The organism is Rhodococcus opacus (assembly GCF_012396235.1).
GTDB classification, from domain to species: domain Bacteria; phylum Actinomycetota; class Actinomycetes; order Mycobacteriales; family Mycobacteriaceae; genus Rhodococcus_F; species Rhodococcus_F opacus.
In genome coordinates, this window is the sequence record NZ_JAAXPA010000004.1 from 67885 (window position 1) to 80511 (window position 12627).

At 68.7% G+C, this 12627-nt stretch carries 13 protein-coding genes; 8 read left to right on the forward strand and 5 right to left on the reverse strand.

Features of this window, described 5'->3' with window-relative positions; genetic code table 11:
* Window position 1 precedes the first annotated feature (1 nt).
* The 6 genes from HGB39_RS06360 to HGB39_RS06385 all read left to right on the forward strand — a co-directional run bounded on the left by HGB39_RS06360 (window position 2) and on the right by HGB39_RS06385 (window position 7343).
* Complete coding sequence (locus HGB39_RS06360) at window positions 2-1204, forward strand: HpcH/HpaI aldolase/citrate lyase family protein (RefSeq protein WP_085999984.1); 1203 nt, start codon at window positions 2-4, stop codon at window positions 1202-1204.
* Window positions 1201-2484, forward strand: a complete 1284-nt coding sequence (locus HGB39_RS06365; RefSeq protein WP_043791979.1) for a phosphoribosyltransferase family protein — start codon at window positions 1201-1203, stop codon at window positions 2482-2484. The genes HGB39_RS06360 and HGB39_RS06365 overlap by 4 nt, the downstream gene beginning before the upstream one ends.
* Window positions 2481-3590 (forward strand): cysteine protease StiP family protein, encoded by a 1110-nt coding sequence (locus HGB39_RS06370; RefSeq protein WP_064080048.1) that lies wholly within the window; start codon window positions 2481-2483, stop codon window positions 3588-3590. Before HGB39_RS06365 ends, HGB39_RS06370 begins: the two co-directional genes overlap by 4 nt.
* Complete coding sequence (locus tag HGB39_RS06375) at window positions 3587-4465, forward strand: HAD family hydrolase (protein ID WP_005565666.1); 879 nt, start codon at window positions 3587-3589, stop codon at window positions 4463-4465. Before HGB39_RS06370 ends, HGB39_RS06375 begins: the two co-directional genes overlap by 4 nt.
* Window positions 4466-4527: 62 nt before the next feature.
* On the forward strand, window positions 4528-5766 hold the full coding sequence (locus HGB39_RS06380) for a TerD family protein (protein WP_064080049.1): 1239 nt from the start codon (window positions 4528-4530) through the stop codon (window positions 5764-5766).
* An 8-nt stretch (window positions 5767-5774) separates the two neighbouring features.
* The gene (locus HGB39_RS06385) at window positions 5775-7343 is read left to right on the forward strand and encodes a TerD family protein (protein WP_005565668.1); all 1569 of its coding nucleotides are present in this window, start codon (window positions 5775-5777) and stop codon (window positions 7341-7343) included.
* Between the two features lie 21 nt (window positions 7344-7364).
* Here HGB39_RS06385 and HGB39_RS06390 read toward each other — a convergent pair whose 3' ends face one another.
* The 4 genes from HGB39_RS06390 to HGB39_RS06405 form a co-directional block, all read right to left on the reverse strand.
* Entirely contained in the window at window positions 7365-8771 is a 1407-nt protein-coding gene (locus tag HGB39_RS06390; RefSeq protein WP_043789245.1) for an ABC1 kinase family protein, read from the reverse strand.
* Window positions 8772-8888: 117 nt separating this feature from the next.
* Window positions 8889-9743 (reverse strand): LLM class F420-dependent oxidoreductase, encoded by an 855-nt coding sequence (locus HGB39_RS06395; protein ID WP_064080050.1) that lies wholly within the window; start codon window positions 9741-9743, stop codon window positions 8889-8891.
* Between the two features lie 56 nt (window positions 9744-9799).
* Window positions 9800-10366: a hypothetical protein gene (locus HGB39_RS06400; protein ID WP_005569992.1), complete on the reverse strand. Its 567-nt coding sequence runs from the start codon at window positions 10364-10366 to the stop codon at window positions 9800-9802.
* Between the two features lie 76 nt (window positions 10367-10442).
* Window positions 10443-10763, reverse strand: a complete 321-nt coding sequence (locus HGB39_RS06405) for a GYD domain-containing protein (RefSeq protein WP_005251258.1) — start codon at window positions 10761-10763, stop codon at window positions 10443-10445.
* 83 nt (window positions 10764-10846) lie between these two features.
* On the opposite strand from HGB39_RS06405, the gene HGB39_RS06410 reads away from it, so the two are divergent.
* Together HGB39_RS06410 and HGB39_RS06415 are read left to right on the forward strand one after the other, a co-directional pair.
* Window positions 10847-11662 carry a DUF72 domain-containing protein gene (locus HGB39_RS06410; protein ID WP_005569989.1) on the forward strand — a complete coding sequence of 272 codons (816 nt, stop codon included), beginning with the start codon at window positions 10847-10849 and terminating at the stop codon, window positions 11660-11662.
* Between the two features lie 123 nt (window positions 11663-11785).
* Entirely contained in the window at window positions 11786-12259 is a 474-nt protein-coding gene (locus HGB39_RS06415; protein ID WP_005569987.1) for a hypothetical protein, read from the forward strand.
* Between the two features lie 5 nt (window positions 12260-12264).
* Here HGB39_RS06415 and HGB39_RS06420 read toward each other — a convergent pair whose 3' ends face one another.
* On the reverse strand, window positions 12265-12582 hold the full coding sequence (locus HGB39_RS06420) for an ArsR/SmtB family transcription factor (protein WP_005251263.1): 318 nt from the start codon (window positions 12580-12582) through the stop codon (window positions 12265-12267).
* Window positions 12583-12627: the final 45 nt, after the last annotated feature.

Here is a 12627-nt window from a genome sequence, read left to right on the forward strand (position 1 = left end):
GATGAGCATTAGCGAAGAGATGATGCCGGCTGCGGTAAAGCATGTTCGGCACTTCCACCACCTCGATCCCGAGACGCACGGCCGGCTGTTCCTGCACGCTCCGCAGGCGCTCGGGCCGGACGAGGATCGTACGGTGCTGGCCGTCGCGCTGGGCGCGACGCTGTACGTGCCTGCGACGAGGTCCGACCTCGCGGACACCATCCTTCGACGGTCCGGTGACGGTGTCTGCTCGATGGTCCTGGACCTCGAGGACGCGGTGGCCGACGACCAGGTGGAGGCGGCGCTGCTCAACGCCGTCGACGCGCTCGACCGGCTCGCAGTCCACGGTGGTGCGCGGATGCAGTTGTTCGTCCGGGTGCGGGCCGCCGAGGACCTTCGGCGGATCGCCGATCTGCTGACCACCGGCGTCGAGGTGTTGTCCGGATTCGTGATTCCGAAGTTCGGTAGTGCGACGGGACGTGTATTCCTCGACGAGCTGGCCGCGGCATCGGAGCGGCTCGGCAAGCACCTGTATGCGATGCCGGTGCTCGAATCGCCCGCACTGGTGCACCGCGAGACCCGCGACGACGAACTGGCGAAGATCGGCGCACTGCTCGTCGAACACCGCGAGCGGATCCTCGCCGTGCGCATCGGCGCCACCGACATGTGTGCCACGTTCGGCATCCGCCGCGACCGCGACCTGACGATCTACGACGTGCGGGTGGTCGCGGACGCGATTGCCGGCATCGTCAACTTCCTGGGCCGCGCCGACGACACCGGACACGTCATCACCGGTCCCGTGTGGGAGTACTTCGCCGACCACGAGCGGATGTTCCGGCCGACCCTGCGCGCCACGCCGTTCGAGGAGCACAACGAGGTGCGGTTCCGCCAGCAGCTGGTCAGCCGGGATCTGGACGGCCTGCTGCGGGAGATCGCCCTCGACCGCGCCAACGGTATCCAGGGCAAAACCGTCATCCATCCGACGCACGTCGCGGCCGTGCACGCGCTGTCCGCGGTGACGCACGAGGAGTACCACGATGCGCTCGACATTCTCGGCGCCGAGAATGTCGGCGGCGTCCAGGCGTCGGGGTATCGCAACAAGATGAACGAAATGCGCCCGCACCGCAGCTGGGCCGAGAAGACACTCGTCCGGGCGAAGGTGTTCGGCGTGACAAACGAGGGAATCACGTTCGTGGATCTACTGACCGCATTGGCCGTCCGATGAGCTCACCCACCGCCGTGCGCGCGGTGCCCTGGGCCACGGAACATCTGGGGCTGACGCTCGCCCACGTGGGTTCGGACACGGGGCTGACCATCCCCGAACTCGTCGAGCCCGGCCTGCGGCGCAACCCGCGGCGTGCCCATCTGCTCGTCTCGACGGTCCTCGGCAAGCACGTGCCCACCGACCCGGCTGCCGTGATCGGCGCAGGCGACCGCCTCGGTGATCTCGTCGCCGACCTCCTCGGCCCGGACGCAGATCCCGTCGTGCTCGGATTCGCCGAGACCGCAACAGGTCTGGGGCATTGCGTCGCGGCCCGGCTGCGCGCCCGGTGTTACCTGCACTCCACGCGCCGGGACGTCCCCGAGATCGGGACGTCCGCCGGGTTCGAGGAGGGGCACTCGCACGCGACCAGTCACCAGCTACAGCCGACGTCCGTCGAGTTGTTCACGGGCGATCGTCCACTCGTCCTCGTGGACGACGAGATCTCCACCGGCGCCACCGCGGTCGACGCGATCCGAGCGCTACACCGGCAGAACCCGCGCAGCCGTTACGTCGTGGCGTCGCTCGTCGACATGCGCGAGCAGGACCACCGGGACGCTGTCGACGCCGCCGCCGCCGAATTGGGGGTGCAGATCGACAGTGTGAGTCTGGCGGTGGGACGCACCGAGCTTCCCGACGGACTGATCGACTCGGTCGGTGCCCTCCCTGATCCGGTGCTCAACCCCGTCGGTGAGCGAACCGGGACCGTCGAGCGCGCCGACATACCTTGGCCCGCAACAGTTCCGGAGGGCGGGCGTCACGGGTTCCTGCAGGAAGACACCGAGGAGTTCGATGCGGCCGTCGCGTCGGCGGCTGCGGTGCTCCGTGACCGGCTCGACCCGCAGCGCCCGGTGATCGTCGTCGGACACGAGGAGCTGATGTACCTCCCTCTGCGAATCGCGGACGCGCTCGCCACGTCCGGTGTCCGGGTTCGTTTCCAGACGACCACGCGGTCGCCCGCCTACGTGCTCGACCAGCCGGGGTACCCGCTGCGCCGCGGATTCCGTTTCACGGCCCCCGAGATCGGGGAAGAGCAGCCGCGTTTCGTCTACAACGCGCAGTGGCCGGACGAGGACGCCGTCGTGGTCGCGGTGATCGACGCTGCGGCCGACACCGACCGGCTCACGGAAGCCGGCGGACTCCTCGACGTCCTCACCGCGTCGGGGACGGATGTGCTCCTGGCCGTCGTGTCCGGCGCCGACCCGCGGTCGCTGCGCGCCGCGCGTGCGGGAGCGTCGACGTGACGGCGCCGCTGACCGGCCCGGCGTTCGGTTCGTACGCCGCCGACGAGGTGGGCTGGCTGCTCAAAGACCTGTCGCACGTCGAGCTCGAAGCCGATGTCGCCGAGCGGGAGCGCCGCATCCAGTCGGGTGAAGCCCACTACGCGGAAACGCTGCCCATCGAATACCAGCCCGATGCGGAGTACCGCGAGCTGTTCGAGAAGGTGCTGCAGGACAGCTCCATCCGGCTGGCGCGTGCCGTGGGGACGGTCACCGACCTCGTGCTGGCCGAGCGCGGCCGCGACGTCACTCTCGTGTCCCTGGCGCGGGCGGGAACCCCGGTGGGTGTGCTCATGCGCCGCTGGGCGCGCGACGTCCACGGGTTGACGCTGCCGCACTACGCCGTCTCCATCGTCCGGGACCGGGGGATCGACGCCGTCGCGCTCGACTACCTTGCACAGCATCACGACCCGACGAACGTGGTGTTCGTCGACGGATGGACGGGCAAGGGTGCCATCGCCCGCGAGTTGTCGCAGGCACTCGCCGAGTACCGCGCCGCCGGGGGCGCCGAGTTCGACGACGACCTCGCCGTCCTCGCCGATCCCGGGCACTGCGTTCGCACGTTCGGCACCCGCGACGACTTCCTGATCGCCTCGGCGTGTCTGAACTCGACTGTGTCGGGCCTGGTGTCGCGGACCGTCCTCAACGACACGCTGATCGGCCCCGGTGACTTCCACGGCGCCAAGTTCTACGCGCACCTGGCGGGCGAGGACGTGTCCAATCACCTCCTCGATTCCGTCAGCGCCTCCTTCGGGGATGTGCGTGAACACGTTCCCAGCGACGTCGAGGACTTGCTGCGGTCGGACCGCACCCCCACCTGGGACGGCTGGAAGTCCGTCGAGGCGGTTCGGGAGCAGTACGGAATCTCGAGTGTGAACTTCGTGAAGCCGGGCGTCGGCGAAACCACCCGCGTGCTGCTGCGCCGGGTGCCGTGGCGGGTGCTCGTCCGCGACCTCGACGCCCCGGAGCACGCGCACATCCGGCTCCTCGCCGCCGCGCGTGCGGTCCCCGTCGAAGAGGTTCCCGGCCTGGCCTATTCGTGCATGGGCCTGATCAAGGATGTGACATGACCGCGCTGATCGCGACCGACCTCGACCGGACCATGATCTACTCGCGCGGGGCCATGGAACTCGCCGTCACCGAGAGCGACGTGGCCGAGCGGCCCGGCGACGAGGACCTGCTGTGCGTCGAGGTGTACGACGGCAAACCGCTGTCCTACGTCACGTCGGCCGCCGAGGCCATGCTGCGGAAGCTCACCGCGTCCGCCGTGGTCGTGCCCACCACCACGCGCACCGTTGCCCAGTTCCAGCGCATCGACCTGCCGGGGGCGCCGTGGCGGTACGCGATCACGACCAACGGCGGCAATATCCTCGTCGACGGGGTGCCCGATGCGCGGTGGCGGTCGGGTGTCGACATCGCGATGGCCGACGGTGGAGCCTCGCTGGTGGAGGTCGGCGCCGAGTTGAGCCGACGGATCGACGACGGCTGGGTGCGTTCGTCCCGGGTGGCCGACGAGTTGTTCTCCTACCTGGTCGTGGACCTCGACGCGATGCCGGCCGGCTTCGTCGAGGAGTGGAACGACTGGTGCGCGGATCGGGGATGGGGAGTGTCCCGGCAAGGCCGCAAGATCTACACGATGCCCGACGCGGTGTGCAAGAGTCGTGCGGTCGCCGAGGTCCGTGCAAGGCTCGTCGACGACGGAGTGCTCGAGGCGGAAGCGCCCGTGCTGGCGGCCGGGGACGGGGCTCTCGACGCCAACATGCTCAGTGCGGCCGACGCCGCCATCCGCCCCCGGCACGGCGAACTCGAAACCATCGACTGGCAGCATCCGACCCTGTCGGTCACCGGAAGCAGCGGTATCGCCGCTGGTGAGGAGATCCTGCGCTGGTTCGCGGACCGTGTCGCGCGGGGTGCGGGGACGACGGCCGTCGGCTCTCTTTTGTAGGTTGTAGGCAAACAGACCAAACGGGACAAACCCGACGCTCCCACAGTGAAGGAACTACCGCAGTGTCCACTCCGCTAGCCAAGGGTCAGAACGGCCCGCTGAGCGTCGACGACGTCATCGTCTCCCTCGAACTGACGGCCGCCGCCGACCTGTCCGCGCTGCTCGTCACGGACTCGGGGAAGGTCCGCTCGGACGCCGACTTCGTCTTCTTCAACCAGCCGGCCGGTCCCGGCGTGCAACTCGTCCCCGGAGCCACCGGACAGGCGGCCTCGCTGAAGGTGTCTCTCGGCGCGGTGCCTGCCGACATCGCCCAGGTGCGCGCGGTCATCACCCTCGACGACGCCACCAGTAACTTCGGCCGCTCGGCGCCGCCGACCGCCCGGGTCTCGGACGGCACCGGAAACTCGCTGTACGAGTACAAGATCGAGGGACTGAACTCCGAGTCGATCGTCATCGCGCTCGAGCTGTACCGACGCCAGGGCGCCTGGAAGGTGCGGGCCGTCGGGCAGGGCTACGCCGGCGGGTTCGCCGCACTCGTCACCGATCACGGCGTGTCCGTCGACGACGCTCCCGCACCCGCCGCCGCTCCTGTCCAGCAGCCGCCCGCTCCCGCACCGGCACCGCAAGCCGCCTACCCGCCGCCGGCCGCACCGGTTGCGCCCCCGGCTCCCGCTGCACCCCCCGCGCCCGCTGCTCCGGCCGAGGTCAGTCTCACCAAGTCGCGACCGGTCAGCCTCTCGAAGGGCCAGAAGGTGACGCTCCGCAAGGACGGTGGCGTCGCACTGACGTACATCCAGATGGGGCTCGGCTGGGATCCGATCGAGAAGCGCGGCATGTTCGGGAACCGTTCCGCCAACGTCGACCTCGACGCGTCGGCGGTCCTGTTCGCGGACAACAACATGGTCGATGTCGCCTACTACGGGCAGCTGACGTCGAAGGACGGGTCGATCCGGCATCAGGGCGACAACCTCACCGGTGAGGGCGCAGGCGACGACGAGGTGATCCTCGTGGATCTCACCCGCATTCCGCCGCACATCTCGACCATCGTGTTCATCGTGACGTCGTACCGCGGGCACACGTTCGAGCAGGTGAAGAACGCCTTCTGCCGCCTGGTGGACACCACGTCGTCGGCCGAACTCGCCCGGTTCACGCTGCAGGGCGGGATGCCGTTCACGGGAATGGTGATGGCCAAGGTGTACCGGGTGGGCGGCGAGTGGAAGCTGCAGGCCATCGGTGAGGGCATTCAGGCCAAGCACGCCGGGGAGGCCGCGCCTCAACTCGCCCGCTTCCTCGGCGTCTAGGGGCGGCGGTGACGGTCCACCTCGTTCCGGGGCAGAACGCTCCGCTGCCGTCGCGCGAACTGCGTTTCCGCGCGGTCGATGCGACGCCGATCGACGTCTCCGCGCTGATCGTGGGCGGCGATCTCCGCGTGCTGTCCTCGGACCATTTCGTGTTCTACAACCAGCGCCGCGCCGCCGGGGTGGAACTCGACGCGGACGGAACGGTCCGGCTGCAGCTGGACGAGGTGGACGCCGCTGCGGTGGCCGTGCTCTGCGTGGTCAGTGTCGATCCGGCGTCCCCGAACGGTCCGGCGACGCTGGCCCGCGAGGGGCTGTCGGCCACGCTCGCCGACGAAAATGGTCTTCCCCTGGTCGTTTTCGACGTCCCGCTGGTCGGTTCCGAGGCGGCCGCGATCTGCCTCGAGATCTACCGGCGCGGCACCGAGTGGAAGGTGCGGGCCGTCGGGCAGGGATACGACGGCGGCCTCGCCGAACTCGTCACCCGGCACGGCGTCGAGGTGGACGAACCCGCGCACGCTGTGGCCGAGGAGGTTCCGGCGATGCCCGGTCCTGCGGGCATCCCGCTCGACCCGGCCCACTCGTTCGAGAGGGCGTGGATGATCTTCGAGGACGCCGCCCGGTCCGCGGCCTCGTTCCGATCCTCCCGCGACTACGCGCAGGCCCGGCTGGACGACGAACTGTCCGAGTCGGTGGCCGACCCGTCCACACGCAACAGTCCGGCGGTCGTGCAATCGCAGGCCAGGGCGCAGGAGCGGTGTGATGCCCTCGTCGCCGAGGCGCAGCGCAAATTCGACGGCGAGACTTCGCAATTGGCCGACGAACTCCGCGCCATCGATCCTCTGCTGCCGCGGTCGCTGGCCACCTTCGAGTCCGCCGCGTGGACCAGCCCGGTCACCGGCAGCGCCGTGACGGACGGGCTGAGGCTCGGTGAGTTGACCGCACCCGACCTCGGTGAGCTGCGGGTGCCGTTCTGCGTTCATTACCCGTTGGGGCGTCCGCTCTGGATCGTCGGCGATCCGGCCGAGGCCGCACCGGTGGTCGCGGCGCTGGCGGCGCGCATGCTGGTCGCATCACCTGCGGTGGCACAGCGGTTGGAGGTGGTCGACCTCAGCGGCTCGCTGCGCACGTTCACCGAACCCCTCGGTGCTCTGCTGGCTTCGCCCGTCGTGTCGTCGGCTTCCGACATCACCGCCCGCCTCACCGCGCTGTCCGAGAGCGTCGACCTCGCAGAAATGGCGGCCCGCAGCGGAATCCGCGACAGCCTGCCGGAGCCGCGGCTGGTGATCCTGGGCGACTTCCCGCACGGGTACGGCGCCGAGGACGCCGCCCGGATCGTGCACCTCGCCGATCACGGTCCCGCACTCGGGACGTCGCTGATCATCGTCGGCGACAGCGCCTCCGCCGATTCGGATCCGGGCGTCGCGGTGCTCGAACGCATCGCGCAGCAGGTTCCGACGTCCGGGGTCCTCACCGTCTCCGACCCGTGGACGGGCAACGACTGGATCCTGACACCCGACCGGTTCCCGGACCACCCCCTCCACCGGGCCTCGGTGCTGGATTCACTGACCGGGCAATAAAACCCTCGCCGCGAGCTAGCGTCACTCGTCGGGCAGTTCGACCCCGAGTTCGAGGGCCTTCGTGGCGACGGCGTCCGGAAAGACGTTGCGGAACAGGAACAGGTCCTGCCCGATCACCCAGCCGGGGGCGAGTTCCGTGGCGTAGCGCTCGAAGTAGCCGAGTTGCTTTCCGAACAGGACAAGTTCCTCGGGGCTGGCGACGCCCCATTTCTTGCCGATGCCGATGAGCGCCATGATGAGTTCGCTGAGCCGCAGCTCGCCGAGGTCCCGGCCCAGCAGGGGTGCGAGCGCGGCGGCCACCTGGAGTCCGATCTCGTCGTCGGTGGCGTCGTTGTCGGTCGCGTAGCCGAGGCTCCGGATTCCGCGGGCCATCCGGGAGAAGTCGCCGTCGATCAGCGTCGCGTAGAACATGTCGCGCAGGATCTGCCGCCACGACTCGGGGAGCTCACCGACGATGCCGAAGTCGAGCATCGCGATGCGTCCGTCGTCGAGGACCCACAGGTTCCCGGCGTGCACGTCGCCGTGGAACGGGCCGTGCAGGATGACGGACTCGATCCACACCTTGACGCCGCGGCGGATCAGCATCCGGGTGTCCATGTGGACGAGGTCGGGGAACCGGTCGAGCGGCAGGCCGTACATGCGTTCCATACAGATGACGTGCGGACCGCAGTAGTCCCAGTACACCTCGGGGGTGGTGACGCCCTTGTTGTCGCCGAACGCCCCGATGTTCGTCCGGAACCGGGCCTGGCGGTCGGCCTCGACGGCACTGTTGAGTTCGGTCATCGTGGCGGCGTGGAGGTCGCGGATGATGGCGGTGGCGTTGGCGATGCGGAAGAACTCGAACAGTTTCTCGAGGATCCGCGCGCCCCAGTAGGCGGTGCGCAGGTCCACCACCATGCGGCGGAAGATGTCGGGGCGTTGGACCTTGATGACGGCTTCCCTGCCGTCGGGGAGAACGCAGCCGTGTACCTGCGCGACGGAGGCGGCGGCGAGGGGGACGTCGTCGAACGACGCGAACAGTGCGTCGACGGGATGCCCCAGGTCGGCTTCGATCACCCGGCGGGCCTCCTGGGCGGGCACCGGCGGCACGTCGTCGAGACATCGCAGACAGGCGTTGGCCAACGGGGCGGGGAACACGCCGGAAGACGACGCCATCAGCTGCCCGACCTTGACGAACGTCGGGCCCAGCACCTCGAAACCGTTGACCAGGCCCTCCGACGCCGCGTCCGCAAGGGTGCGGCCGCGGCGTCGGACAGGCCAGGTGACCAGCGCGAACAGGGTGTAGGCGACGACGACCACGCCGATGACCAGCGCCCGCCACAGCTCCGCGGCGCGGAAACGGTCGAGGCTCGCGGAGTGCACGGTCAGGGCTGCAGGTGGCGGCCCCGAAGCGTACGGGCCGACCGGACGTGCCGTTGGCTCTTGCACAGTTCCTACCTTGCGTTCAGTGCTGCCTGCCGTTCAGAAGGGGACCATACCCCGACCGTTTCGGCGAACCCCTTTCAGTATGCGGTACCCGCCATCACACCATTTCGTTAGCAGAACTCAGAGTCCCAGCGCGCCTGCGAGTTCCCGCAGGGCAGGCACCGGATCGTCGCCGGCGGGGAGTACCTGGACGGCCACGTGATCGGCGCCCGCGTCCAGGTGTTCCCGGAGGCGGCCGGCGACGTACTGCGTGTCGCCGTGGGCGACGAGCGCGTCGATCAGGTCGTCGCTGCCGCCGTTCTCGATCTGCTCGTCGGTGTACCCGAGCCGTTTCAGGTTGTTGACGTAATTGCGCAGGTGCAGGTACGGATTCTCGACGGCCGAACGTCCGATGGGGCGGGCGCGTTCCGGATCGGTGTCCAGCACGACCTTCTGCTCCGGCGCGATCACCGGACCCGGGCCCAGCAGCTCACGCGCTTCACGGGTGTGCTGCGGAGTGGTCAGGTACGGATGGGCGCCGGCGGCGCGGGCTGCGGACAATTCCAGAACCTTCGGACCGAGTGCGGCGAGGACGCGTCGTCCCGCTGGGACACCGGCAGCATCGAGGGCGTCGAGATACTCCACGAGCGCGGCGTACGGCTTGCTGTAGTTCAGCCCGGGCTGTTCAGGATGGCCGACACCGATGCCGAGGAGGAAGCGCCCCGGATGACGAGCTTCGAGCCGGTGGAACGAGGTCGCGATCTCGTCGACGGGCGCGGTCCAGATGTTCACGATTCCGGTCGCGACGGTGATCATGGACGTCGCGTCGAGCAGGCGTTCGGCGATCTCGAGGTCGGCAGGCGGGGAGCCGCCGATCCAGATCGCGCCGTAGCCTGCCGATTCGATCGCCGCACCCACCTCGGGCGCCAATCCGCCGGCGTGACGCCAGACGCCGAACTGTCCGAGCTGCGGGGTTTGTGCTGTGGTCTCCGTCATGTGGCGTGCAACCTTCCGTCGTCGTCATTCATTCCGGTGTTCTCGAGTACGGGGTCTCAGGCCTGGTGCAGCCAGGAGCGGAACAGTAGCGCGCCCGCGGCGGCGAGCACGAGCGCGACGGGAACGGCCCACGCCGGACCACCGTCGCCGAGTAGACGCCGAGTGAGTCCGGCCAGCAGAGAGGCGATGGCCTTCAGGATCCACACGGCGACCGGCACGAGCAGGAGTCCGAGGACGAGATGCACCAGCCAGGCGCCGGCGAGCGTCGGACCACCCCAGCTGTACTCGTAGGAACCGTCGGTGATCAGCCCGTAGAACAGGCCCCGGAACGCGGCGATCCCGCTGAGGAACGCGAAAAACCAGGCCACCATCCCGATCAGCAGCGACAGCACCGAGTGGGCGAAAACGCTCGGCCACGACGGCGAACGCACGTCGATCCGCTCCGACGCGCTCGAGTCGGTGGCAGCGAGTTGCCACCGCCCGGCCCAGCGGTGCCGTCCGGTCATCGCGGCGCCGAGCGAGACGAGGCCGGCGGGAAACGCCCTCAGCGCGAACAGGGCACGGCGAGCGGACTCGGTGGTGAACGGGTTCACCGATGTCGAGTTGGCCTGGTCAGTTGACATGGCTCGACGCTATCGACCGACTCCGCCGCCGCACATCATCCTGCAGAACGATATTCGCTACCGCAGGGGTAGTCGATCAGCTGCCGGGCGCCCGGTACTCGGCGTCCCGGCGGACCGCGTCGTCCACCTGCTCCGGCGTCAGCAGCGCCACCGATTCGGACCGCGCCGCACCGGAGGCGGTGGTGCGGATGCCGAGCGCGGCGGCCGCGACGTCGTCCGGCACGTCACCGATCACGAACAGATCCCGGCCACCTAGTGCGAAGTAGCAGGATTCGACTGTGCCCCCGACGCTTTCGACCATCTGGGTGATCGCGTCGCGTCGTGCGGTGCCGCCTTCGGCGAGTAGTCCCTTCGCGCCTTCGGGTGAGTACGTGACCTGCCAGAGATATCTCGGCATCAGTGCCTCCTCGATTGTGGGGTCCTCTCATGGTTCTCCCGGGACGGGCCACATGCAATAGGTTCCGGCGCTAGGGTCGTGAGATGGCTGAGGCCCGCGTAGGTATCTCCGGCTGGACGTATCCCGGTTGGCGCGGTGACTTCTACCCGGACGGTCTGGCCCATCGCAAGGAGTTGGCCTACGCCGCGGGGCGATTGACGTCGATCGAGATCAACGGGTCCTTCTATTCGTTGCAGCGACCGACGAGTTACGCGAAGTGGCGTGACGAAACACCGGAAGGTTTCGTGTTCGCCGTCAAGGGCGGTCGCTACATCACGCACATGAAGAGGCTGGTCGGCGCGGAGACGGCGCTGGCGAACTTCTTCGCATCCGGGGTGCTCGCGTTGGGCCCCAAGCTCGGACCGCTGCTGTGGCAACTGCCCCCGACACTCGCGTTCGATTCGACGACTCTCGCAGCATTCTTCGACCAGCTGCCGAGGACGACCACCGATGCCGCGGCGCTCGCGTCTCGACACGACGACAAGCTCACCGACGACAGGGCGTGGACGGAGACGGACGCCGATCGGCCCGTCCGCCACGCCCTCGAGGTCCGGCACCCCAGTTTCGACACGGAGGAGGCGAGGAAGTTGCTCCGCGCGCACGACGTCGCGTTCGTCGTCGCCGACACGGCAGGCCGGTACCCGTACGTCGAGGCGGCGACGAGCGATTTCGTCTACGCCCGGTTGCACGGCGACAAGGAGCTCTATGCCAGCGGCTACACGGACGAGGCGCTGGACGAGTGGGCCCGCAAGCTCGAGCGGTGGCTCGGGGAGGGCCTCGACTGCTTCGCGTACTTCGACAACGACATGAAGGGGTACGCGCCGTTCGACGCGCTGCGGCTGATCGAGCGGCTGCGTTGACTGTCGGTGTCCCGTGGCACAGTGCGCCGTTTGTCGGTGTCCCATGGCACAGTGCGCCGTTTTGTCGGTGTCCCATGGCACAGTGAGCGTCGGTTCGATGAAGACGAGAAGAGGATCTACCGGATGTGGCCCACTCATTGGCCTGCTGTCGCGCGTGACATCGCCGAAGCGCTCGACGCCGCCATCGTCGCGGGGCGCGCGTCGGACGCGTCGGCGCTGACCGAGGCCACGGAGGAACTGGCGGCCCTGCCTGCGGAGCAGGTCGGTGCGGTGCTGGCGGGGGTGGTCCGGGAACTCCTCGAGACGTTGCACCCGGACGGTCTGACGGGCGAGGACGTGCAGGACGTTCTCACCCGCTGCGCGCGGGCGGCGGCACTCTGGTTTCCGGTCGTCGATGTCGATTCGCTGGTGACCGTGCTGACCGGTGCACTCGGCGTGGCCGATGTCGAGGAGAACCCGCGCAGACCGGAGCGTGCCGTGGAGGCCGCGATCCTGGTCATCGCCGATCTGCTGAGTGCGGCGGAGGTTCCCGCCGACGGTTACGTCCGCCGGGCTCTCGACGAGATCGCGCGCGCCGAAACCGTCGAGATGCCCTGATTCGTTCAGAGTTCGGTGCGGATGTGATCGGCCAGCCGGGCGATCCGGTCCTCGTTGCGGCGGTAGTGGGTCCACTGGCCGATCCGATGGCTGGTGACCAGTCCGGCGCTCTGTAGCGCGGCCATGTACTGCGAGGCCGTCGACTGGGAGACCTCGGCCCTCGCCTGAATGTGCTTCAGGCACACGCCCACCTCGTCGGCGGGTTCGAGCTGCGGGGGAAAGCTGTCGGGGTCCTTCAGCCACTGCAGGATGCGCACGCGGGTCGGGTTCGACAGCGCTTTGAAGACCAGGGCCAGGTCGGTCGCGTCCGGAAGCTCACTCACAGACTTATCGTACCGCTATATCGCGATTTTACGATATGTGTGCTT

Excerpts from the sequence above, each read along its gene's own strand:
- HGB39_RS06360 (WP_085999984.1), top strand. The coding sequence starts at position 2 with ATGAGCATTAGCGAAGAGATGATGCCGGCTGCGGTAAAGCATGTTCGG.
- HGB39_RS06410 (WP_005569989.1), top strand. The coding sequence starts at position 10,847 with ATGGCTGAGGCCCGCGTAGGTATCTCCGGCTGGACGTATCCCGGTTGG.
- HGB39_RS06415 (WP_005569987.1), top strand. The coding sequence starts at position 11,786 with ATGTGGCCCACTCATTGGCCTGCTGTCGCGCGTGACATCGCCGAAGCG.
- HGB39_RS06405 (WP_005251258.1), bottom strand. The coding sequence starts at position 10,763 with ATGCCGAGATATCTCTGGCAGGTCACGTACTCACCCGAAGGCGCGAAG.
- HGB39_RS06365 (WP_043791979.1), top strand. The coding sequence starts at position 1,201 with ATGAGCTCACCCACCGCCGTGCGCGCGGTGCCCTGGGCCACGGAACAT.
- HGB39_RS06400 (WP_005569992.1), bottom strand. The coding sequence starts at position 10,366 with ATGTCAACTGACCAGGCCAACTCGACATCGGTGAACCCGTTCACCACC.
- HGB39_RS06395 (WP_064080050.1), bottom strand. The coding sequence starts at position 9,743 with ATGACGGAGACCACAGCACAAACCCCGCAGCTCGGACAGTTCGGCGTC.
- HGB39_RS06375 (WP_005565666.1), top strand. The coding sequence starts at position 3,587 with ATGACCGCGCTGATCGCGACCGACCTCGACCGGACCATGATCTACTCG.